The sequence below is a fragment of the Dyadobacter sp. HNCC25DJ184 genome (assembly GCF_056895215.1).
Map to the genome: position 1 here is coordinate 116,133 of NZ_JBXHAQ010000016.1, position 23,479 is coordinate 139,611.

The 23,479-nt window shown below is 43.0% G+C and carries 16 protein-coding genes; 12 read left to right on the top strand and 4 right to left on the bottom strand.

From position 1 onward, the window contains the following. Positions 1 to 359 precede the first annotated feature (359 nt). The 5 genes from AC1XUD_RS21715 (at position 360) to AC1XUD_RS21735 (ending at position 5,932) form a co-directional block, all read left to right on the top strand. Positions 360 to 929, top strand: a complete 570-nt coding sequence (locus tag AC1XUD_RS21715; RefSeq protein WP_483363124.1) for a DUF1003 domain-containing protein — start codon at positions 360 to 362, stop codon at positions 927 to 929. Positions 930 to 943: 14 nt separating this feature from the next. After that, positions 944 to 1,288, top strand: a complete 345-nt coding sequence (locus AC1XUD_RS21720; protein ID WP_483363125.1) for an avidin-fold protein — start codon at positions 944 to 946, stop codon at positions 1,286 to 1,288. A gap of 266 nt (positions 1,289 to 1,554) precedes the next feature. Beyond that, positions 1,555 to 3,816, top strand: a complete 2,262-nt coding sequence (locus AC1XUD_RS21725) for a TonB-dependent receptor (RefSeq protein ID WP_483363126.1) — start codon at positions 1,555 to 1,557, stop codon at positions 3,814 to 3,816. Between the two features lie 40 nt (positions 3,817 to 3,856). Next, positions 3,857 to 5,254, top strand: a complete 1,398-nt coding sequence (locus AC1XUD_RS21730; RefSeq protein WP_483363127.1) for an HmuY family protein — start codon at positions 3,857 to 3,859, stop codon at positions 5,252 to 5,254. Between the two features lie 78 nt (positions 5,255 to 5,332). Continuing rightward, a complete protein-coding gene (locus AC1XUD_RS21735) occupies positions 5,333 to 5,932 on the top strand; it encodes an HmuY family protein (protein WP_483363128.1) in 600 nt (199 codons plus the stop codon). A 60-nt stretch (positions 5,933 to 5,992) separates the two neighbouring features. Here AC1XUD_RS21735 and AC1XUD_RS21740 read toward each other — a convergent pair whose 3' ends face one another. Then, positions 5,993 to 7,036, bottom strand: coding sequence for a GNAT family N-acetyltransferase (locus tag AC1XUD_RS21740; RefSeq protein ID WP_483363129.1), 1,044 nt, complete (start codon positions 7,034 to 7,036; stop codon positions 5,993 to 5,995). A 409-nt stretch (positions 7,037 to 7,445) separates the two neighbouring features. Here AC1XUD_RS21740 and AC1XUD_RS21745 point away from each other — a divergent pair, with 409 nt between their 5' ends. The 5 genes from AC1XUD_RS21745 to AC1XUD_RS21765 all read left to right on the top strand — a co-directional run bounded on the left by AC1XUD_RS21745 (position 7,446) and on the right by AC1XUD_RS21765 (position 14,442). Then, positions 7,446 to 7,865, top strand: a complete 420-nt coding sequence (locus tag AC1XUD_RS21745) for a hypothetical protein (protein ID WP_483363130.1) — start codon at positions 7,446 to 7,448, stop codon at positions 7,863 to 7,865. Between the two features lie 161 nt (positions 7,866 to 8,026). Further along, on the top strand, positions 8,027 to 9,181 hold the full coding sequence (locus tag AC1XUD_RS21750) for an efflux RND transporter periplasmic adaptor subunit (RefSeq protein ID WP_483363131.1): 1,155 nt from the start codon (positions 8,027 to 8,029) through the stop codon (positions 9,179 to 9,181). A 34-nt stretch (positions 9,182 to 9,215) separates the two neighbouring features. Then, complete coding sequence (locus tag AC1XUD_RS21755; protein ID WP_483363132.1) at positions 9,216 to 12,368, top strand: efflux RND transporter permease subunit; 3,153 nt, start codon at positions 9,216 to 9,218, stop codon at positions 12,366 to 12,368. Between the two features lie 65 nt (positions 12,369 to 12,433). Next, positions 12,434 to 13,876 (top strand): TolC family protein, encoded by a 1,443-nt coding sequence (locus tag AC1XUD_RS21760; RefSeq protein WP_483363133.1) that lies wholly within the window; start codon positions 12,434 to 12,436, stop codon positions 13,874 to 13,876. A 125-nt stretch (positions 13,877 to 14,001) separates the two neighbouring features. After that, positions 14,002 to 14,442, top strand: a complete 441-nt coding sequence (locus AC1XUD_RS21765) for a hypothetical protein (RefSeq protein ID WP_483363134.1) — start codon at positions 14,002 to 14,004, stop codon at positions 14,440 to 14,442. A gap of 84 nt (positions 14,443 to 14,526) precedes the next feature. Here AC1XUD_RS21765 and AC1XUD_RS21770 read toward each other — a convergent pair whose 3' ends face one another. Beyond that, positions 14,527 to 16,662 carry a carboxy terminal-processing peptidase gene (locus AC1XUD_RS21770; RefSeq protein ID WP_483363135.1) on the bottom strand — a complete coding sequence of 712 codons (2,136 nt, stop codon included), beginning with the start codon at positions 16,660 to 16,662 and terminating at the stop codon, positions 14,527 to 14,529. 183 nt (positions 16,663 to 16,845) lie between these two features. After that, positions 16,846 to 17,604: a BamJ family beta-barrel-assembly machinery protein gene (bamJ, locus tag AC1XUD_RS21775; RefSeq protein WP_483363136.1), complete on the bottom strand. Its 759-nt coding sequence runs from the start codon at positions 17,602 to 17,604 to the stop codon at positions 16,846 to 16,848. Between the two features lie 286 nt (positions 17,605 to 17,890). Between bamJ and atpA the strand changes: the two genes are divergently transcribed. Continuing rightward, on the top strand, positions 17,891 to 19,465 hold the full coding sequence (gene atpA, locus AC1XUD_RS21780) for a F0F1 ATP synthase subunit alpha (protein WP_483363137.1): 1,575 nt from the start codon (positions 17,891 to 17,893) through the stop codon (positions 19,463 to 19,465). Between the two features lie 82 nt (positions 19,466 to 19,547). Further along, the gene (gene atpG, locus AC1XUD_RS21785) at positions 19,548 to 20,432 is read left to right on the top strand and encodes an ATP synthase F1 subunit gamma (protein WP_483363138.1); all 885 of its coding nucleotides are present in this window, start codon (positions 19,548 to 19,550) and stop codon (positions 20,430 to 20,432) included. A 772-nt stretch (positions 20,433 to 21,204) separates the two neighbouring features. On the opposite strand, the gene AC1XUD_RS21790 is transcribed toward atpG, so the two are convergent. After that, complete coding sequence (locus tag AC1XUD_RS21790) at positions 21,205 to 22,548, bottom strand: vanadium-dependent haloperoxidase (protein WP_483363139.1); 1,344 nt, start codon at positions 22,546 to 22,548, stop codon at positions 21,205 to 21,207. Positions 22,549 to 23,479: the final 931 nt, after the last annotated feature.

Sequence of the window (23,479 nt, forward strand, 5' to 3'; positions counted from 1 at the left end):
AGTTCTTATCAACTGCTTCTTTCTGTTTGAGGCAGTAAATGTATTAAAGAGAATTGTAAAATAATATAATGAGAATATTTATAAATAAGTTTTATCGCCTGATAAACAGTGCTTATATAGTCACAATTTTGTGCGGCTGACTAAGGAATAGAGGCGAAAAGGAAAATAATTTTCATTGTGTTTCCGAGGTCGGGCCGACTTCCATTTTCTGCGTTTTTAGTGCATTCTTTGGTTCAAATCAGAAAGTAGAGATTAGTTTTTAGATTTTAGTTTAAATACATTGAATATTCAATTTGGAATCTAGCTACTGCAAGCCATAGTTTTCGAAAGAATCCGCATATAACCTTTTTAAGCACATAATGGGAACAAATTCAAAAGACGCAAACAAATTACTGACCACCAGAGAGGATCAACTCAGAAAGCTGCATGATATCGTTGTAGAGTCGATTAAGGAGGAAGATTCTATTGTTCTGGGACTTGGCGAGAGCTCCAAAGAAAAACTGACTATCGGACAAAAGATTTCTGATAGAGTTGCCAGATTCGGCGGGAGCTGGACCTTTATTATAAGTTTCCTGATCCTGCTTTTTGGCTGGATCGTCTACAACGAGCTTTTGCCTAAAAATGAGCAATTTGATCCATACCCGTTTATATTAATGAATTTGATCCTGTCTTGTATTGCAGCAATGCAGGCGCCGATTATCATGATGAGCCAGAACAGGCAAGAGGAAAAAGACCGCGAGCGTGCGGAAAATGATTACATGGTCAATTTGAAAGCGGAGTTGGAATTGCGGGGCCTTCATCAAAAGGTTGATTTGTTACAGGAAGAACAGCTGAAAACACTTTTTGATATACAGGCAAAGCAGATGGAATTGCTGACCGCGCTAGACAAAAAGATCAGGAAAATCGAATCACATTTCCCTAAATCGTAACATCATTTTTATTCATGATTGATTATAACAACAAGACTTTCAGGGCGGTATCGAATTCAGAGAATGGTGAAGTGGATAGTCAGACGTACTTTAAATACCAACAGGCTGGAAATATTGTTACCTGCACATATTCAGCAAGTAGAATTCAGACAGGCCACTTAATCGCACTGGTTGATGAGGAAGGCCGGCTGGATATGCGGTATCATCAGGTCAACAATCTGGGCCAAATTGTAACCGGCTTATGTCACTCAACTCCCGAAATTCTGCCAGACGGAAGAATCAGATTACACGAGAAGTGGCAATGGACGAGCGGAGATCGATCATCAGGCGAGTCCTTGCTGGAAGAAGTACTTTATTGATTTTCCTGAAACGCAGCCCTAAAAAGTAATACCGGGTAAATTTTGTGTACTCCTCTGCTGAAGTGTTATAAAGCGAGGGGCGATTGACTGCGCGCGAAAAGAGCGCGACGCACGCTTTTCTAATATCCCAGCCTGGTAAGTTTGATCACCTAAGCAATACTAGGTTCAATTTCTGGGAGATAAAAGATTTTCTTGACTTATATTTTGTAATTAGTCTAAATAATATCTTTATTTGTGCTTTTAATTAGTCTAAATAATAACTAAGCATGCGTGCGCTCTCCATCCTCATCCTTTGGTCTGTAACTTTGTTTGCATACGGTCGGCAAAAGGGATATGTATCTGGGAAAATAATTGACAAGAATTCAGTGCCTATTTCGGAAGTGCATCTGGTGATGTCGAATGCGCGGACCGGTACTTTATCTGATCAGAATGGTTTGTTTGTGGTCAATTCAAATGCAGGACCTGCCAAATTGAAGATAAGCACCCTGTCGGAAGCAAGGACACTTGACGTGGATATTCCGCAAGGCGATACCCTAAAACTGGGCAATATTCGCCTGGATGGAAAAGCAATTGATCTCTTCGATGTTGTTATAACGGGCCAAAATGAGCCGCAGTCGTTGAAACAGTCTGTATATCAGGTTCGTACAATTGATAGTGAACGCATCAAAGCGCGCGGGGCGACTAGTCTGCAAAGTATTTTAAATACCGAACTGGGTATTCGGTTTTCCAACGATATGACATTGGGGACGTCAGATATTCAGCTAATGGGTATGAGCGGTCAGAATGTAAAGATATTACTGGACGGTATCCCGATGGTGGATCGGGGTAGTACTCGTGAGAGTTTAGGTCAAATTGACGTCAACACGATTGAACGTATAGAGATTGTCGAAGGCCCGATGTCGGTGATTTACGGTAGCGACGCGCTGGCTGGTGTAATTAATATCATTACCAAAAAAGGTACTCAAGGTGATAATCTGACTGTTTCAGCAAGGCTACAGGAAGAGACGGTCAACAACGAATATGATCCTTTTAAAGATAAAGGAATGCATAACGAAAGCGTTGGCGTAACCTGGCAACATAGCGGACTGCAGCTTTCAGGTAATGTTACCAGAAACAATTTTGGAGGCTGGACAGGAAATTCGACAGGAAGGTCTAAACAGTGGATGCCGAAAGATCAGATGCTGTACTCAGCTTCAACCGGATATCGCAACAATAAATTTAATATGTGGTACCGCTTCAACGGAACCGACGAAACGATCAAATACCTCGGTGACAGAAATGCCATCACGAATATAGCCAGCGACAAAGACTATATCACCAAGCGATGGTTTCATCAGATTCAATCGGAATACAAGGCTTCTGAAAAGCTGAATTTTACAGGAGTTTTATCATATACAGACTATTCCCGCAAAACACTTTCTACTAATGTCGACGCCGACGATCACCGGACTTTGTCACTCGATGCGGGTGCTCAGGACAAATCGATTTTTACTACTACATTTTTTAGAGGAACAGCATTTTACAAGTTCTCAACCAACTTTACGGTTTTGGGTGGAATTGATCTGACGAATAATCAGGCTTCCGGTGCAAGGATATCAGGTTCGCCTACCATTACAGAATCTGCCATTTTTCTTGCTCCCCAAATTTCGATCGGGGAGAGGATCAAGTTAAGTCCAGGACTGAGGTTCCTTCATAATTCAGTCTACGACGCGCCACCAGTAATTCCTTCGCTTAACGGGAAAGTTGTGTTGCTTAAAAATCTGGATCTGCGTTTCGGATATGCACGAGGCTTCCGTTCGCCTGCTTTACGGGAGTTATATTTTGATTTTCATGATGCATCGCACTCAATTAACGGTAATGTTAATCTTAAGGCCGAATACTCCAACAGCTTCAACTCGTTTCTGGTTTGGCAGTCGGTTAAAAAGGAGACGCTGCGAGTAAGTAACACTTTCGGAGGTTTTTACAACGTTTTCCACAACCTGATCGATACCGCAATCGACCCAAACAATACAAGCCAGACTACATATCTGAACGTTCATTTGTTTAAAACCACCGGCTTCATGCTTGACAATAAATTCAACCTGCCCAATATGCAGGCAAGTCTAGGCGGCTCATATATAGGCCGGTATAATGAATTTTCAGAAGAACCTGCAGAATATGGTTCGTTGCCTCAATTTGTCTGGTCACCGGAAATTAATGCCAATCTGCTTTATACTTTCAAGAAGCTGGGTGCCAGCTTCAACCTTTTTTACAAGTATACAGGTCAGCGGACAGCATATGAAACTCAGGGCCAGGTCAATATAAATCTGGCAAAAGTAGAAGCATATCATATGGCCGATTTGACGATATCGAAGACATTGGGACGATATGTAAATCTGCTGGCGGGTGTCAAAAATCTTTTTGACGTAACCAATCTCACAAATACTTCGCAGGATACAGGCGGCGCGCACAGCACTGGCGGCTCGGTGAGCACGATGTATGGCAGGTCCTACTTCGTGGGTCTGAATGTGCAATGGTCGAAAAATTAAACAATACCAATACCCATTTATTAAACAAATCAATTAAATCATGAAGAAAATAGGCAGACTTCTACTAGTTCTGATATTAATGATCAGTGTGAATGCATGCAACGATGACGAGCCACCACTTCCGGACAATTTGGCGTCGTTCGAATCAGCTGAAAAAGGTATTACAGACACAGAGGTCGAAATAAAAATCAATTTGTCGAGGGCGGCGGAAGCAGCAACGGCCATTTCGGTTTCCTTGACTCCGTCCTCGGTAGCATATGATACAGATTTTACAACTACACCTGCCGCAACAAATAATACAATCGCGTTGTCCGTGCCGGCGGGTCAGACTTCCGTTTCTTTCAAAGTGACTAAAAAGGCAGGCGTATTGTTTGATGGTGACGAAAATATTGTTTTCAAGTTGGCATCGGTAGCGACTCCGGTTTTGGTTGGAACTCCTGCTGAGCTAACGCTGAGTTTTGGCGCAATTATCTCAAGCGGAACCACGATCCAGTTGAATGGTATCGCAGCGGGAGAGGCAGGAAGCAGCGCGGCTAATTCGGTATTTTTGGATTTGAGCGCAAATACACAGACCCCTGTGTTGCGTGATAGCTGGGATTTGGGACTATATAGCGGGTCAGATTTCCGTGTAATTATCAACAATACCAATGCTGCTTCTGCATTTATGGTTGACAAAGCTGATATCAATGCTGTTTCAGATAAAGACTTGGATGTGGATACATTGGCGGTCGGTCAAGGTTCTGGCACGTTGGCGCTGGTTGATGACTATACGGGTGATCTAACGAAAACAGTAATTAAAGAGATCTCGGCTACCGACGGAGATAATAAGGTATATGTAGTCAACCGTAAAGGGGGTAACGCAAACGTGCTTCCGGTTGATCAGCTTTATAAAATCAGAGTGCTGAGAAAAGGAAGTGGATATACTTTGCAATATGCCAAGTTGAACGATACAACTTTCAAAACAATAGATATCACAAAGGATGCAACGGGTAACTTCAAATATTTTGCGTTTGAAAAAGAGGCCGAAGTGGTGGTTGAACCGTTGAAAGCAAGATGGGATATTGAATGGGGATACAGCATGTACTATACCAATTTTGGCACAGGCCTGATCCCTTACGGATTCTCTGATCTGGTATTCATTAACAAACATGGCAACGTTCAGGCAGCTGAAGTTTTGACAAGCGTTGTATCATACGATGCGTTTGCGGAAAGCAATATTGCTGCTCTTACTTTGAGTTCTGATCGGGATGTGATTGGTTCGAAATGGAGAACAACAAGCCCGACTGCTAGCGCTGCTGTGAAAACTGACCGTTTTTATGTGATTAAAGATGGCGCAGGAAATATATATAAACTACGTTTCGTAAGCTTCATCGCCGCAGACGGTGGTGAGCGTGGCAAACCGAAAATTGAATATGCGCTCGTAAAGAAAGGAGCTTAATCCATTCGTAAACTAAATGATCCGTTCGGGGGAGTGTTTTTCATTTGTCTGGGCGGGTTATTTTTTTAAATCTAAACCATGAACAGGAAGATATTAGCAATGCTCACGTTGACGTTGAGCTCAGTATATGTGGCCGAGGCAAACTATATTGCACAAAAATCTGAGGGAAACTCAAAAATTGAGCATTCGATGGCGCAGGAAATAAAAGTTGTGAAGGACCTGGACGCCAACACAAAACCATTTGTTTATTATAATCTCGTTAAAGGCGAAATTGTACCAGCAGAAAATGCGAAAACTGCAAAATGGGATATTGCTTTTAGTAAAACGACCATTGCGGTGAATGGCGGCACAAGTGGGCCGGGCCAAGGTGGTGCTACCGTTCTTGAACAACCTTTTGATAAGGTTTCTGAGGCTTCAAAAGGCGAATTTAAAACGGACGGCGAAGCTGGATTCGCCATCCCGGGAGGAAGTGGGAATTCCTGGTACAACTATGATATGCGCGTTCATGCGATAGTGCCAATTGCCGGGAGAACACTTCTGATCAGGACGGCTGAGGGAAAATTGGTGAAGATGCAAATTATAAGCTACTACAAGGGAGCTCCTGAAGATGTTCCAACTGAAGAATCAAGTTTTTTCACCTTCCGCTATTCGGTTGCTGATGCCGACGGAAAGTTTTGAAACGGCGAAGAGCCATATGCGATGATATCATATGGCTCTTCGTTTTTATATATGGATTCCCTATTTCGCCTCCAGCACTCTTTTAAGATTATCCAGACCTTCTTCGTAATCTTTTCCCACCGATTTCTTTAATCCCATGAGCGGAATCATAAGGTTCATCGGTATTGCCATTGTGCTGTTAAATCCCCATTTTACGAGCGTATGCGTGCTGTCCTGACTTTCAGTTACAAGAAATGCGTCGCTTTTAGATTCAAAAGGTTTGATAAACCGAACCTCGGTATCAATTCTTTCGCCTTCGATTATTCGTTTTATTTCCTGTTCTCCAACTCCCACCTCATCGTTTCCCTCCCAACGGTTCATTGACCCCACAGTGCCCGGTGTCCCGGAGTAAGTATTTTTCATATTCGGATCAAGTTTGGCCCATTTAGTCCATTGTGCCTGATTTTCCAATGATTTTAAAAAGTCGAAAACCTGTGTCTTGGGTTTGTTGATCACAATTTCCTTTTCCACAGACAGCTCCTTCGGAATTACGAGTGCCGCTATTAAAATAAGCGCCAACAGGCCAAAGATGAAATACAGTACTTTTTTCATAGGGGAAACGTTTTTGGGTGAATAGACGAATTTGTATTTAATTTCATCAATATCTTCGATGATTCCAACGTTCTGCATACCCACCTTTTCGAGTACGCGTACAGAGGCATGATTGTCGACATTTACATGGGCAATGACGCTGGATATTTTTAACTGTTTGATCGTAAATTGTATAAGCGTTTGGGCAATCTCCGTGGCAATACCTTGTCCCCAATACTCCTCCTGAACACGATATCCGATTTCAACATCCGGACCTTCCAGATCAAGCCTTGCCGCACCAACCAGCGATCGGTCATGTTTGTTTTCGACGAAATAGCGGCCATACCAGGTTTTGCCATTGTCATCCCTGACCATATCTGCGAGCATCAGATCGGACTCTGCACGGGTTAACGCGTGGCCTGTCACAAACCGCATTACATTTTCATTCGTACATAGTTTGTGGTATTTCTCACTGTCGTAAATCGTCATTTTTGTTAAAATGAACCGGTCAGAAGTGATTTTAAATGAATTCATTTGGTGAGTAGCAATGGTGTTCGAAGACATCCTCAAATTACTATGAAAATCGGAAAACCGCGTAATGTCTCAATTAGATCTCAAAATATTGATATAGCTATTATTTTGAGCCAGCTCGATCTCTCATTTCAGGAGCGTTGAAATTGTCATGACGGGTTATACTTTGCTTTCTGTATATCGAATATATATATTAATTTTCAGGTAGTTATACAGTATTGAGCGACGAATGGACTCACTCCTTTTTTTCTGTTAACAGTCATTAACAGGCAATAAAATTTGGTTTCATTATGGGAATTGTTATATTTGGATTGTCGCTACTCCGTAGTATTCGGTCTGCAGCAAATTAAGAGCAGCAATAAATTCATCATCAGACAAGTATTTTTTAACATACTGATAAAAAATCAGCGTCGTGGTAAAAAAAAGTTTTGTATGGTTTCTCATGCTATGCCTTCCAATGCTGGCATCCATTGTTTCCCGATCAGGAAGCATGGTTGTTGTGCAGGAGTGTGCTGAGCCGTGCGAACATCAGGAGACTTTCACGTCGGTTACAGACCTTATTCTTCATGAAATTTGTGAAGAGTCAGAAGGGGAGGCTTTACCCATTGTACGTGCTGATGAATTCGAGTGGCGTGAAAACCTTTCCGACCTTCTAAGGCATCGAGTTTCTTCTTACCGGTTCGTATTTTTTGAATGCGGAATTTCCAGCTACTTTCATTTTTCTCAAAAACAGGTAGTAATCATATGCACGGCAACGCTCAATCGCATGGCCAGCAAAATTTTAACCTTGCCTGATTACTATTGCTTTCTTCACCGGCTCTGCCCGTTTTGATTCTCCTGCCGGTTGGCGGCCACGGGTAAGTTCTTAAGCTTATTCGAATATCCTTTCTTTTCATAACTAATCATTACGACTCGTAAAAACTTGACGGAACACGTCCTATATACGTGTGATCGTCTGCGGAATTATATCATTTTAATTAACCCATTCAATCTATGAATACCTACTTCGGGCCGGTTTTTTCCCTGGCCATGGTCGCATTCTTGTCGGCCTGCTCAACTAAAAGTGAATCAATTTCGGACAGCAAGGACTCGGTACTCACGATTCCGGTGGCGTTGCTACAGCCGCAAAAAACCGAATTGCACAGGGAGTATGTGGGGGATATTCATGCCATGCGCAACGTAGAAATTTACGCAAGGGTGAAGGGATATCTTGAAGAAGTGTATGTGGATGAAGGGAAAGAAGTCAAAAAAGGACAAGTCCTGTTCAGGATAAATAACGAGGAATATTCCGTTGAATTGGCAAAGTCCAAGGCCTATCTTCAAAGTGCTATCGCCCAGGCTAAGGCAGCGGAGCTGGAAGTTAACCGGGTAAAAACGATGGTCGAGAAGAATATCATTTCTAAAACAGAGCTGGAAGTTGCCAAGGCGAACTACGCAGCAATGAAGGCGAAGATTGAAGAAGCCAATTCTGCGGTATCCAATGCCTCAATTCAATTGGCTCATACCCAGATCAAAGCGCCTTTCAGTGGCGTGATTAATCGTATTCCATATAAAATCGGGAGTTTAATCAACGAGGGAACGCTGCTTACTTCCATATCGGACAACAGCGATGTTTTCGTGTATTTCAATGTGTCGGAAAACGAATATCTGGAGTTTGTAAAATCGAGAAAACAATCTGGTCGCAAGGTAGATCTGGTAGAACTGGAATTGGCAGATGGTACTTATTTTCCTCAAAAAGGCAAGATAGAAACCATGGAAGGCGAGTTTGACGAGAGCACAGGTTCCATCGCCTTCAGAGCCAGATTCACGAATCCCAAAAAACTTTTGAAACACGGATCAACTGGTACAATCAGATTGACCAATACTGTTGAGAATGCGATCCTTATCCCGCAAAAGGCAGCTTTCGAAATTCAGGACAAGAACTTCGTATATGTTGTTCAGGCGGATAACAAAGTGAAAACCAGAAGTTTCGTTCCACAGTCCAGGACGTCGGATTACTATGTCGTTCGGTCGGGTCTTGTTGAAGGTGAGAAAATCGTATATGAAGGAATTCAGTCTTTAAAAGACGGCGTTTCCATAATTCCGAAGTTGATTTCGGTTGGAAAAACGAGCCTTGATTCAACGAAAATTGAATTGACCGCAAGGTAAGTACGAGTGTAGTTCCTCATTTTATTCTTTCATTATGTTTCAGACTTTCATTGAAAGGCCAGTGCTTTCTCTGGTCATTTCTATATTTATAACGTTGCTGGGTATATTGGCTTTCTTCGGATTGCCTGTCTCCCAATTTCCCGATATTGTCCCTCCCTCTGTTGTAGTAACAGCTACATATACAGGTGCTAACGCAGAAGTTTGCGCCGATGCGGTTGCCGTACCGCTTGAAAAAGCGATCAACGGTGTACCCGGAATGACATATATGTCAACCATTTCCGGAAACGACGGGGTAACGACTATTACCATATCATTTAATGTAGGAGTCGATCCTGATCTGGCTGCTGTAAACGTGCAAAACCGTGTTCAAACTGTAATTGACGAATTGCCGGAAGAGGTAATTAAAGCGGGTGTTACAACCGAAAAGGAAGTAAACAGTATGTTGATGTATCTGGATATTATGAGTTCGGATACGTCTGTTGCGGAGGATTTTGTTTACAATTTTGCTGATATCAATATCCTCAAGGAATTAAAAAGGATTGATGGAGTTGGTCGTGCCCAGATTATGGGTAGCAAGGATTATTCGATGCGGGTTTGGTTAAAACCTGACCGTATGAATGGATACGATGTGTCTGCTGACGATGTCGTGAAAGCCATTCGTGAATCGAATGTCGCGGCGGCTCCGGGGAAAACAGGTGTCAGTTCCGGGAAAAATGCGCAGGAACTACAATATGTATTGAAATATACAGGCAAGTTCTCAACGCCAGAGCAGTATGGAAACATCGTGCTCCGCGCAAACGCGGACGGCTCAATGCTTAAGCTGAAAGATGTTGCCGATATTGAATTTGGCTCGTTGGAATATGATATGACATCTTTGTCAAATGGTAAGCCCTCTGCATCGATTATGATAAAGCAGCGGCCTGGTTCAAACGCGCAGGATGTGATCGCCAACGTGAAGAAAAGAGTGGCTGAGTTAAAGGAAACCAGCTTCCCCGCTGGTATGGACTATTTTGTTTCCTATGATGTTTCCCGCTTTCTGGACGCATCTATCCATGAGGTAGTCAGAACGTTGATTGAGGCCTTTATACTGGTTATAATTATCGTCTATCTATTTCTTCAGGATTTCCGTTCTACATTGATCCCTGCCCTGGCTGTGCCAGTTGCGCTGGTTGGAACCTTCGCTTTTATGCAGCTTTTCGGGTTTTCGATAAACCTCCTGACTTTATTTGCGCTGGTTCTGGCCATTGGTATTGTGGTTGATAATGCCATTGTCGTCGTGGAGGCCGTGCACGCAAAAATGGCCGAGAAACACCTGGATGCCAAAGAGGCTACGATTGAGGCAATGAAGGAAATGAGCGGCGCGATTGTAGCGATTACTTTGGTAATGTCCGCGGTTTTTGTCCCTGTAGCATTTATGTCAGGGCCCGTAGGGATATTCTACCGACAGTTTTCGATCACGCTGGCCATATCAATCGTAATATCAGGTATCAATGCCTTGACTCTGACTCCGGCGTTGTGCGCACTTATGCTGAAAAACACGCACGGACAGCCGTCCAGGAATACGCCACTTGATCGTTTTTTCAGAGGTTTTAATAATGGATATGACGCGATCGCGGGTAAGTACAGAGTTCTATTGTCTAAAATTGCGAACAGAAGGGTCATTACTGTTGGGTTATTGATTTTCTTTTGCGTGTGTACCTGGGGTGTTAATTCGGTATTACCGACCGGTTTTATTCCAACTGAGGACCAAGGTGTTATCAACGTGAGCGTAACCACTCCGGTGGCTGCCACAGTGGAACGTACAGATAAAGTTCTGGACGAAATCCAGAAAGTTGCGAGAGGCATGGGACAGGTTGAATCCGTTTCCACATTGTCGGGATATAGCGTAATTACCGAATCTGCCGGGTCGTCCTACGGTATGGCGATGATCAACTTAAAGCCTTGGGACCAGCGAAGTGAATCTGTGGATGATATGATCCAGCTATTGCTGGAAAAGACCAAACACATTACCGATGCTGATATTCAATTCTTTTCTCCTCCAACAGTACCCGGCTTCGGTAATTCAAGCGGATTTGAGCTTCGGGTTCAGGATAAAACCGGGAGTGACGATCTTCAGAAAACGGCTAAAATAACAAACGAGTTTGTGGAGGAATTGGCCAAAGCGCCAGAGATAGGACAAGCATTCAGCAGTTTCGATGCAAGCTTTCCACAATATATGATCCATATGGATCCGGAAATTGCTGCCAAAAAGGGAGTGTCGGTGGACAACGCTATGAGTACTTTGCAAACACTCGTGGGAAGTTTATATGCCTCCAATTTTATCCGTTTCGGTCAAATGTATAAAGTAATGGTTCAGGCGCACCCTTCATTCCGGAAAAATCCGGAGGATATCCTGAAGTTATACGTTAAAAACAACCGCGGCGAGATGGTGCCTTTTTCAACTTTTATCAAAATGGAAAGGGTATATGGACCTGAATTGCTGACACGCTATAACATGTTCACGTCGGCGATGATTAACGGGGACGCAGCACCAGGATATAGTAGTGGGGACGCGATCAAGGCCGTGGAACGTGTTGCAAAGGAGAAGCTTCCCAAAGGATTTTCATACGACTGGTCCGGAATGACCCGCGAAGAAATTTTGTCCGGCGATCAGGCGGTCTTCATTTTTGCGGTTTGTCTTATATTCGTATATCTGTTACTGGCAGCTCAGTATGAAAGTTTCCTGCTCCCGCTGCCTGTAATCCTTTCGCTTCCCACTGGGATTTTCGGAGCTTTTCTTTTCCTAAAACTATTGGGATTGCAAAACAATATCTATGCGCAGGTGTCGCTCATTATGCTCATCGGTTTGCTGGGTAAAAACGCCATACTCATTGTTGAATATGCCATTATCCGGAATAAGGAGGGCAGGCCTGTTCTTGAAGCGGCATTGGAAGGAGCTACTGAACGTCTTCGTCCTATTCTGATGACTTCACTGGCATTCATTGCCGGTTTAATTCCATTATGCATTGCAAACGGCGCAGGTGCGATTGGCAACCGTTCAATCGGCACGGCGGCTGCCGGAGGTATGTTCATCGGGACAATTTTTGGAGTAATACTCATTCCCGGACTATATGTACTGTTCGCAGGATTTTCTGAGAAAAAGAAGAAGCAAGCGAGCAAGACTGAAATTCTGGTCGATCAGGAATAAGAAAAAATATAACATAGGTTGTCACCGGGATCGTATCCCGGTGGCGACATATCCCTTCGAGGTTAATGAAAACAAGAAATTATAAATTGGTTCTATTGATAGGAGCCCTAATTTTTACACAAAGCAGTTGTAATTTATTGAAACCGGTGGAAAGGACGCCATCCATATCAACGCCGGCGACTTTCGCTGATCAAAGTGATTCTGTAGGCGTAGGCAGCCAGTCGTGGAAAGTTTTTTTTACAGATAAAAAACTGACTGCATTAATTGATACCGCTTTGCAAAATAATCTGGATCTAAAAATGGCCATGCAACGTATTGAAATGGCCAAGACAAATATCATGTTAAGTAAAGGTGCGATGCTTCCGGTTGTGACTGGCGATGTATCCGGTGGTGGAAGAAAATTTGGAGATTATACAATGGACGGGGTTGGAAATTATGATACCAATTTCTCTGATAACCTTGATCCTGACCGCAAATTGCCTGCTCCCTTTATGCCGGATTACTATGTAGGCTTCCGAAGTGCATGGGAAGTGGATATATGGGGCAAGTTGAAGAGCAAGAAGAAGGCGGCATATGAAAGGTTTCTCGCCACTGAGAAAGCACGACTGGCCATTATGACGTCGCTTGTTGGCCAGGTTGCGAGTATGTATTATGATCTGGTATATCTGGATACCGAACTGGATATCATTCGAAAAAACATACGTTTACAGGAATCGGCAGTCACAACCATAACGATTCAGAAGGAGGGTGGGAGAGCGAATGAACTTGGCGTCCGTCAGTTCACAGCCCAGCTGCTGAATACCAGAGGATTGGAAGTTGAAATTTTGCAGCGAATCATTGAAACTGAAAATAGCCTGAATGCGCTCATAGGTCGTTTTCCACAGCATATTACGAGGAGTACCAGCATTGACCAAATATTACCCGGTGAATTGAATGCCGGGGTTCCAGCTCAAATGTTGAGACGGAGACCGGATATCCAGCAAGCGCAGTTGGAATTGGCGGCGAATTACTCGGATCAGCAAGCGGCGCAACTGGCATTTTTGCCTTCTTTAAATATAACGGCTCTCTTAGGATTTAACGCTTTCAGAGGAAGTCTGCTTTTCTCATCCGGCTCGCTGGCATATGGAGCGATGGGTGGGCTGACAGCTCCTTTGATCAACAGAAAGGCTTTAAAAGCAGATCAGAAGCGGGCTGAAGCTGCTAGCATGGAGGCGTTATTCGCATACAACAAAGCTGTTTTGACAGGCTTTCAGGAAGTAAGTACAAGTCTCAAACGGATCGGCAACAATCAGATAATCAGTGATTTTAAAAAGAATGAAGTAGAGGTTTTACAACAAGCCGTGGCCGCTTCGCAGGATCTGTTTTTGGGCGGTGCCGCTACCTATCTCGAGATCATTATGGCGCAAAAGAGCGTGCTTGAGGCGGAGCTGGCATTGGCTAATATTCAAAAGCAGCAGTTTTTGGCCACTATTGACCTTTACCACTCTTTAGGTGGAGGTTGGGAATAATCGTTGAGGTTGTTGCTGACAAATTGCAACCGATAAGTAACTCATTGTAAATATTTTGGTGCGTTAATTCTGGTCAAAATATTTTATATTAAATTGTCCTATCGTTGCACTACTCCCTAACAATCGTGAGAAAATTTGTTCCAATATTTCTGACAATACTTATTTTCACCCTCGAAGGATGCTCGGATAAAAGCGATGAAGTAAAAAACGATGATGCATATTTCGTTGGTGAATGGACAGCCAATTCGGGGCGCATTCTGGTTGCTACAGGTAGTCAGCTTCCCTCTGTTGGCGGAGAGATGGTATATTCCTTCAAAAAGGGAGGCAAGTTGAATTTGACCTCGCCCTGGTTACAACCGTCAAGCAATGGAGAAGTCAGCGGAGGTATAGAGGGAGCGATAGTATTGAACAGACCTGAGAGTTTGTGGTCGTACGTAGCCAGTAATAAGCAACTACTGTTGTTTATACCTCAAAAAATGGTTTATGATATCATTCAGGTTGACAAAAACAATTTCACCGCTATAGATTCTGAAACTAGTTATCAGCTCAAATTCACCAGAAAATAGATTTTTTAATTGATATAAAAGCAAAAGAGCTAACCGGTCAGGATTAGCTCTTTTGCTTTGATTCTTTTTCAAAAGGTGACTTTCTTACGGAGTCTTCTTCTTCGTTCCAGCCAAGCTTGGCTCTTTCGAAATCTGAATCAGATCGACCAGGATACGACCCGTTTCGGTAAGATATATATCCTTTTTCTTCTTGGCTTCTTTTGGAGCTTCGGCGGATTTGCCATCCAGAACATCGTCCTCTTCTTCGTCGTCCGAGTCTTCGCCCAGTTGCTTCATTGCCAAACGTTTCTTCTCGGCTTCGTCACGTTCCACTTTGCGTTTGCTTTCCTGAAGAGAAACAATTTTGTTTTCCCTAGCCTTCTTGAAATCATCCAGCGCCTTTGATAGCGCTTTCAGATCTGCATCATTATTTAAACGTTGCTTATGTTTGTCCTGAACCTGAGTCAATAGTTTTTCATTGATCATGTTCGTCGACTCATATCGCGACGCAGGAATTTGATCCCACGGCATTGCACTAGGTTGAGATGACTCTCCATACTCATCTTGTTTGAAGGCCGTCGGAAGATCCAGGTCAGGAGAAACACCTTTCATTTGCGTGCTGCTCCCGTTGATACGATAGAATTTCGCAACGGTCAGTTTCACCTCCCCAAGGTTGTCGGTTTCTTTTGGAACCCACTGATTCAGGCTGATCAGCGTCTGTACTGTACCTTTCCCGTACGTTTGTTCTCCTACAATAAGCCCTCTTTTATAATCCTGAATAGCAGCGGCGAAGATTTCTGATGCAGACGCACTGAAACGGTTCACCATGACAGCCATTGGGCCATTATAAGCGACATTCGCATCGTTATCCGATTGTACCTCAATCTCTCCCTGACTTTCTTTCACTTGAACCACCGGACCACGATTGATAAACAAACCTGTCAGCGAAACAGCTTCTGTCAAAGATCCCCCGCCATTGTTTCTCAGGTCTATCACAATACCGTCCACGTTTTTCGCCTGCAACTCTGTAATCAGCTTTTGCACGTCACGCGTGGTACTTGAAAACTCCTTTTCTTTTTGTTGCGCCCCTTCAAAGTCACGATAGAAAAGAGGGATATCAATTACGCCTATATTGTAATTCTTGGTGCCGGAACTGATCGAAACAACTTCACTTTTTGCTCTTTGTTCTTCCAGCTTAATTTTCTCACGAACCAGACGATATTCTTTTGGAGGAGTTCCCGCAAGCGCATCTGCCGATTGAATCTGGAGTCGGACAACGGTTCCTTTTGGACCTTTGATCAACTTCACCGCATCATCTACAAACCAGCCTACGATATCGACCATATTACCTTCATCGCCCTGAGCAACCGCCAGAATCTTATCTTCTTTCTTCAGTTGTTTTCCTTTGAATGCAGGGCCTCCCGGTATTACTTCAACAATTTTAATGTAATTGTCTTCTTCACGAAGTAACGCACCGATACCTTCCAACGACTGGCTCATTTCCTGTTTGAAACGATCAGCGGACGTCGGTGCCATATAGTTCGTATGCGGATCAAGCGACTCGGCATATGCATTCATAAACATCTGGAACACCTGCTCTGTTCTGATTCTGCTCAAAGCGCGATCGCGGTTTTTGTATCTATCTCTCAAAGTTGTGATCACCGCAGTGTCAGCTTTTCCGGAAAGTTTGAGATCCAATGCTTCACTCTTCAGATATTTCCTCCAGGTGTCGTTCAGCTCATCTACGCTCTTTGCCCAGGGTGCTTTATCGCGATCCGTGTTGATCGACTCGTCTTTGGAGAAATCGAATGGAGCTTTTTCAGAAAGAAGTGCCTGAATATATTCGCTTCTTTCCTTATACCTTTTCCGAAATACATTGTACATCGCGAAAGGAGGATCAAGCTCCCGTTTCAAAAGAAAATCATCAAACGAATTACGATACTTTTCGAAATCGGCGAGATCCGAAGCCAGATAATACAAATGGCTGTGGTCTATACCGTCAATAAAGCGGTCGAATATGGCTGATGAAAGCGAATCGTTCAGCGGTATTTTCCGGTAGTGATAATTAGAAAGAATACGCGTGGTAAGTTCTTCTGCCTTATACTGAGCCACCGTCGGCTTGATATCTTCATCGAGAGACGTGCTGGGATCAGACGGCATCAATACCCTGTTTTCCTGAATAGGACCACGTTGCCAGCCTAGCAGCACAACCGGAATGAGTGTAATCAAATACTTTTTCATCTGAATATATTTAATTTAAAGGCAGCTGGGCGTAGTAATAGAATGAGAGGTACTTACCAAACTGATGACGAATATTAATCACAACTTGAGAATCTTTTAAGCGGCAATGCAATGTCAACAAATTAAAAGGTACAATTGATTCAGTACCTTTCGATAACTTCTCGGATATCAGCGATTTTAAGATTATTTAACAATTTCCAGTAACTCAACATCGAAGACCAAAGCTGAATATGCAGGAATCTGAGGTCCTGCAGCTCGCTCTCCGTAGGCCAGATCGTAAGGGATAAACAATCTGAATTTCGATCCTACCGGCATTAACTGAAGAGCTTCTGTCCAGCCTTTAATTACCCCATTCACAGGAAATTCGACAGGTTCACCTCTTTGAACCGAACTATCAAAAACCGTACCATCGATCAAAGTTCCGTGGTAATGGGTTTTCACTTTGTCGGTCGCAGTCGGCATCGGGCCGGTGCCCATTTTGAGTACTTTATACTCTAATCCACTCGCAGTGGTTATCACACTATCTTTTTTCTTGTTTTCTTCCAAAAACTTTTCACCCTGAATTCTCACAGCAGACCCTTTTTCTTCCTGAATTTTTCTGAAATACTCAGATATGAATTTGTTGGCTTCTTCCGCGCCAAAAGCGGCCGGTTTGCCGTTCAGAACCTGGCTTACCGTTTTAGTAAGTATATCAGTGTTCAATCCTTCGATGCCTTGAGAAGTAAGAGAATTTGAAAAACTTACGCCGATTGCTGCAGACAGTGAATCGCCTTGGGTTTTTAATATGATTGGAGCTGGAGCCGCTTTAGGAGCCGCTGTGGCTGTTTTTTTTACTGCACTTGAAGTCGAAGGAGTCTTTTTTGCGGTTTGTGCGAAACTTTGAGAAGCTGCCAGAGAAACGATTGTCAGGGCAGTAAAAGCTAATTTTTTGGATTTGAACATTCTTATTTGAAATAAGCGGTAAATATGTTTGATATTGTGGTTTTAATAAACGAATTCAATTACAGCAAAAACATAATTACTACCTAAAAAAGTTTTTAAAACCTTTTTCAGGGCATTACCGCAAGTCAGTTCGGTATGAAAAAATGGCATAAACGGTAAACTGGGAAAAGTCTTATTTTTAAATCCCAGTTTTTCTTTAAATGCTATTTATTTTAAAAAATAATACCCTACCTTTGCGGCTGATTTCAAAATCTTACTACTATACTCTAAATTAGTCAATTATACTATGGTATCTGTTAGACCGGACGAAGTTTCGGCCATCCTGCGCGAACAACTTGCAGGCGCTAAATCTGAGGCAGAACTCGAAGAAGTAGGAACAGTCCTTCAGATCGGTGATGGTGTAGCCCGTATTTACGGACTTTCTCAAGTTCAGGCAGGAGAGTTGCTTGTATTTGAAAATGGCCTTAAAGCGCTAGCCTTAAACCTTGAAGAGGACAATGTGGGCGCCGTTTTGCTTGGTGATTCAAGCGGAATCAAAGAGGGAGCGACAGTAAAGCGATCGAAAGAGATCGCGTCTGTAAAAGTTGGAGAGGGAATTATTGGCCGTGTTGTCAATACCCTGGCTGAACCAGTCGACGGTAACGGCCCCATTCAAGGAGAGCTTTTTGAGATGCCTCTGGAACGTAAAGCACCCGGTGTAATCTATCGTCAGCCTGTAACTGAGCCTCTTCAAACGGGTATCAAGGCGATCGATGCGATGATTCCAATCGGACGCGGACAACGTGAGTTGATCATTGGTGACCGCCAGACAGGTAAAACTGCTGTGGCTATCGATACCATTATCAGCCAGAAGGAGTATTATGATAAAGGCGAACCTGTTTTCTGTATCTACGTAGCTTGCGGTCAGAAAGCCTCAACTATTAAAGGTATCGAAGGTACACTTCGTCGCTATGGAGCAATGGACTACACGGTAATCGTGGCAGCCGGTGCTTCTGATCCTTCACCAATGCAATTCTATGCGCCGTTCACAGGTGCAGCGATCGGAGAATATTTCCGCGATACTGGCCGTCCTGCTTTGGTTATCTACGATGACCTTTCAAAGCAAGCCGTTGCTTATCGTGAAGTATCACTTCTTCTTCGCCGTCCTCCGGGTCGTGAAGCATATCCAGGTGACGTTTTCTATCTGCATAGCCGTCTTTTGGAGCGTGCAGCGAAAATCATTGCTGATGATGGTATCGCAAAAACAATGAATGACCTTCCGCCATCATTGAAAGATAAAGTAAAAGGAGGCGGTTCTTTGACTGCACTTCCAATCATTGAAACTCAGGCAGGTGACGTTTCAGCTTATATCCCAACCAACGTAATTTCAATTACTGACGGGCAGATATTCCTTGAATCCAACTTGTTTAACTCTGGTATTCGTCCTGCTATCAACGTGGGTATCTCAGTATCCCGTGTGGGAGGTAATGCTCAGATCAAATCCATGAAGAAAGTTTCTGGTACACTTAAACTTGATCAGGCTCAATTCCGTGAACTGGAAGCATTTGCTAAGTTCGGTTCGGATTTGGATGCTGCTACCAAGCTGGCGATTGACCGCGGTCGTCGCAACCAGGAAGTTTTGAAGCAACCACAGTATGCGCCGGTTGCCGTTGAGCAACAAGTTGCAATTGTATATGCTTCTACAAAAGGTCTTTTGGATAAAGTGGACCTGACTCGCGTGAAGGAATTCGAAAAGGATTTCTTGAACGTTCTGAGCACTCAATATAGCGATGCTTTGGCAGGACTACGTGCTGGGAAACTTGACAGCAGCGTAACAGACGTTGTTGAAAGAGTAGCGAGAGAAGTTGCAGCTAAATACTAAGGATATTTAATAGTGTTATACGTTATCTGCAAGGTTCAAGCCTTGAATTTGTGGGTAACGTATAACTTTTAACTTACCAAAAATGGCAAGCTTAAAAGAAGTACGTGGCCGTATCGTATCGGTTAACTCGACACAGCAGATTACCAAAGCCATGAAAATGGTGGCGGCGGCGAAGTTGCGCAGAGCTCAGGATAACATCATGCAGATGCGTCCTTATGCTCAGAAGCTAAACGAAATGCTGGCGACTGTGTCGGCGGGTTCTGAAAATTCTTCAGATAGTCCGTTGAAGGCGGTAAGAGCTATTGAGAAAGTTTTAGTTGTTGTAGTTACTTCGGACCGTGGATTGTGTGGTGCTTTCAACACAAATGTGATTAAGGCGACTTTGCAATTGATCCAGACCAAATATGCACAGCAAGCGGCAAAAGGCAATGTTGAAATATTTGCGATTGGCAAGAAGGGTGCAGAAATGTTCACTCGTCGCGGATTCAAAGTGAATACTGCATATACTGATACATTCACAAGATTGAGTTTTGTAACAGTGAAAAGTGCGGCAGAAGAGATCATGAAACAGTTCTCGGAGGGACGCTACGATGCGGTGGATCTTGTTTTTAACGAGTTTAAAAACGTGGCCACCCAGATCATGCATACCGATCAGTATCTGCCGATTGCTTCTGAAGATTTTTCTAAGAAAGGAAAGAAAACAGAAGTCAATTACATTTTCGAACCAACTGAAGAAGAAATTCTTAAAGAGTTGATTCCGAAATCTCTGAAAATTCAGCTTTATCGGGCTGTGCTTGAATCTAACGCTTCCGAACAAGGAGCAAGGATGACCGCAATGGATAAAGCAACTGAAAATGCTCAGGAGCTTTTGAAAGCGTTGAAGTTGGTTTACAACAGAACCCGTCAGGCAGCTATTACTACCGAAATCCTCGAGATTGTTGGTGGAGCCGAAGCTTTGAAAAACTAAGATATACCAAACCCATTGCGAAAAGCTGTCTCGAAAGGACAGCTTTTTTTATATGGGTCCAAGAAAGAACCATTATCCTGACTGAATCGGCACCCCATTCCCATTCCTCGATGTATAGGTGTATTTGGTTCTCCAAAAAGATTTGCTTGAAATACATCCCATTGAAATTTCAGATAACGTCGGCAGAGGTTATTTGAAGAAGATTTTCTGCACTAGCAATGATGCAGTTAAATTAATTAGGGAGACCGAAAATGTTCTCCATTTAATTTCAAGACAAAATTTTAAAGGCTAATTGACTTTTAATGAGATAAGGTGTTGATATTTAGTAGTTTATGTATATCTTAGCGAAAGTTTACGTAGTAGTAGTTTATTGATTAATTATTTGCGTACAATAATAAGGTGGATTTTTGTCATAGAAATATATCTATATTGCGAAAGTTTATTAAAATGATTATTTGTTAACCACCACTTAATTCGATTTTTGTCAAACTCTACAAGTCTTTAACCTTCCATCGCAGGATAACACGCACTAACGGTCCCTGTTTCATACTGCATCCTGTTTTATACCCCCGAGAAGTGAATATGAGATACTGTACGAGTTTTTTTTAGATGAGCCTCATCCGTTAGAAGGGAGTTGATCGGATATTTAAAGCGGAAAATCGATTTGCCATGAAAACTGATTTTGAATTTAGGTTCTGAATCAAAAAGTACTGTGTTAAAAAAGAAAGGTGACCGTAATTGGCCACCTTTCTCTTTTTTGTCTGTATCCTCCTTAACGTGCGCTCACAGCTTGTTTACGTGTTGAAATTTTTTGAAGCACATACTGGCCAACTTTCTCGCCCAAATGGGTGCCTTCTTCCACTCCGTCACGATAGTGGATTCCGCCATATACACGGCTAATCGACGCATCCCAGTATGCATCTTTGAAAGACTTGAAGGATTTTACTCCGTGACCGTATTTTTTCTCAGTCGTATCGGTAAAAGCAACATTGTCTCCTATCAATTTGGAAAGGACGACTCCGCAGGCGGCTGAAATGGTACTATGACCACTCACATATTCAGGGAATGCCGGGGTTTCCAGAAACGGCCTCCAGGAAGGGTCCCAACCATTGTTAATGACAGTTTCCGGACGGATTCGTACGGAACGGTATTTCTCTTCCCAACAAGAAACAAAACCGTCGTAAAGAGCAAGCGCGCTCAACGTATATGCCTCCGTCGTATGCATGAGATCCAGCTTTTTGTCTTTTGAAACAATACTGACGATCGCCAGCCAGTGTCCTGGAGGTGTCATTTTTTTATTGGCAAACATAGCATGACCTACCACGTTGGTCACAAATGGGTTGTCGTCCCAAAAATATGCCGTTGCTTCCTGTTCCTTGGAGAGATTCTTCCCGATGTTATACACCTCCATAGTCAACTTCATGAACGGGCTGTCTTTGCTCAGGTCATATTTGGCTGGTGGCGGACAGCGGAATTGAGTAACAGAATCCAGAACAAACGTACGCACGGTATTCCATTTGGGTTCGCAGGCATCGGCGTAGGCAGGGGGAGTAGGTACCCAGGTGCCGGGTTCGTTGGTGACTGTGTAACGATATCCTCTGATTTCTTTATAATTATCCTTCCCGGCATATTTCATAATATGCTTCGCAACGGAATCGCCATAAGCGATGGAACGGTCATATACTTCGTCCGGGATCCCCATTTCCCTGTATTTCTTAAAAAGGCCCGGCTCGTATTTATCCCACATGTCGCCTGAAAACGTAAGGGTTCTCGCAACAACAGTAAACGCTTTTATACTCGCAAGCGGAAAGCAATAAGCTACTCCCGGTGTTGGCTGTGGCGGTTTTTGGAATTTCACGAGTTGTCCTCCCAGTGACTGGTATTCCGGTGAACCAGGAGCCAACGCCTCGTAAGCGGCCAGGAACGAATATGCGTAAATCCTGCTGGCAACGGGCGGTTTGAATATATCATGAATGATGACATCCGTAAGCTGCGTACTGGTTTGGTGAAAAAGCTCCGGATCGGAAGCTTTCATATTATATTCTTCAGGAGTTGCCGATTTCTTACAACTTATTATAAATGCAGATGCAACGATTACTAAAAGCGAAAATCTCATGAAACTTAAACGGATTGAGAATAGGATAATATACCGTGAAGATATAAAAAAGAAATGGTCGGTTAGCAAAAATAGCGGGTGACAATGGTCACATCCGAAATCTCAAGATTTACGCTTTATGCTGGACTATTCCTTTATTTTCTGTTACAGGTCATAGGTATAACGCCAGAAAACGTGGGGAAATGTACTTTTTGACAACAAATATGTATGTTTTGGCAACTTTAACAACGTTTTAATCAGGTTATTTGCAACACTGAATCAAGATAAAACTACTTGTCCTTTGGATAGTACCATTTGTCTTAGAGTCTATTCCTAAACCCGTTATATTTTTTTTAAATTAACTCTTAATGTTCAAAAGTTTAATTAAAGAAAATGCTGCTATGCCGGGCGCTCTCACAGCGCCCGGAAATTTTTTTAATCTTTCCCGCATCCCGCTACCGATATCAAAAGCGTGGGTCCGCCGACAGAATCCACTCGCTGAATCCGTGCTCGGGTGACACATGACGCCTTAGCACCAGGTATCCCATTTACCGCCGGATATCTGTACCTGGTTGGCTAAGACATCTCTGATTACCATATTTTCTTATCAAGAACATATTCCAGCTAAGCTGGAGCTTAGTGTGTAATCGACACAATTATTTTACTTTTCTAATATTTTTTATTTTTAATTAAAGAATATGGTCAAATCTTTAAAAAAAGGCATTTTTTAATCCTATTTAACCAAGTATAAATGAGGTATTACGTCTTATGGAAAGAGCTACCAGGTCATGTGACCGGAGGTAATTATACGTTTTAGCTCCATCCAAAGCCTTGTATCCAGTTTTATTATCCACCTAAAATTCAGTTCATGTAGATTACCCCTTCGAGAAGTAAAATCACAAATCCGATCCGGCGTTAGAAACGCCCGATCTCACAAAAATGGTTGCTCTAC

Excerpts from the sequence above, each read along its gene's own strand:
- AC1XUD_RS21760 (WP_483363133.1), top strand. The coding sequence starts at position 12,434 with ATGAAAACAAGAAATTATAAATTGGTTCTATTGATAGGAGCCCTAATT.
- AC1XUD_RS21735 (WP_483363128.1), top strand. The coding sequence starts at position 5,333 with ATGAACAGGAAGATATTAGCAATGCTCACGTTGACGTTGAGCTCAGTA.
- AC1XUD_RS21770 (WP_483363135.1), bottom strand. The coding sequence starts at position 16,662 with ATGAAAAAGTATTTGATTACACTCATTCCGGTTGTGCTGCTAGGCTGG.
- atpA (WP_483363137.1), top strand. The coding sequence starts at position 17,891 with ATGGTATCTGTTAGACCGGACGAAGTTTCGGCCATCCTGCGCGAACAA.
- AC1XUD_RS21730 (WP_483363127.1), top strand. The coding sequence starts at position 3,857 with ATGAAGAAAATAGGCAGACTTCTACTAGTTCTGATATTAATGATCAGT.
- bamJ (WP_483363136.1), bottom strand. The coding sequence starts at position 17,604 with ATGTTCAAATCCAAAAAATTAGCTTTTACTGCCCTGACAATCGTTTCT.
- AC1XUD_RS21750 (WP_483363131.1), top strand. The coding sequence starts at position 8,027 with ATGAATACCTACTTCGGGCCGGTTTTTTCCCTGGCCATGGTCGCATTC.
- AC1XUD_RS21790 (WP_483363139.1), bottom strand. The coding sequence starts at position 22,548 with ATGAGATTTTCGCTTTTAGTAATCGTTGCATCTGCATTTATAATAAGT.
- AC1XUD_RS21725 (WP_483363126.1), top strand. The coding sequence starts at position 1,555 with ATGCGTGCGCTCTCCATCCTCATCCTTTGGTCTGTAACTTTGTTTGCA.
- AC1XUD_RS21720 (WP_483363125.1), top strand. The coding sequence starts at position 944 with ATGATTGATTATAACAACAAGACTTTCAGGGCGGTATCGAATTCAGAG.
- AC1XUD_RS21755 (WP_483363132.1), top strand. The coding sequence starts at position 9,216 with ATGTTTCAGACTTTCATTGAAAGGCCAGTGCTTTCTCTGGTCATTTCT.
- atpG (WP_483363138.1), top strand. The coding sequence starts at position 19,548 with ATGGCAAGCTTAAAAGAAGTACGTGGCCGTATCGTATCGGTTAACTCG.
- AC1XUD_RS21715 (WP_483363124.1), top strand. The coding sequence starts at position 360 with ATGGGAACAAATTCAAAAGACGCAAACAAATTACTGACCACCAGAGAG.
- AC1XUD_RS21740 (WP_483363129.1), bottom strand. The coding sequence starts at position 7,036 with ATGAATTCATTTAAAATCACTTCTGACCGGTTCATTTTAACAAAAATG.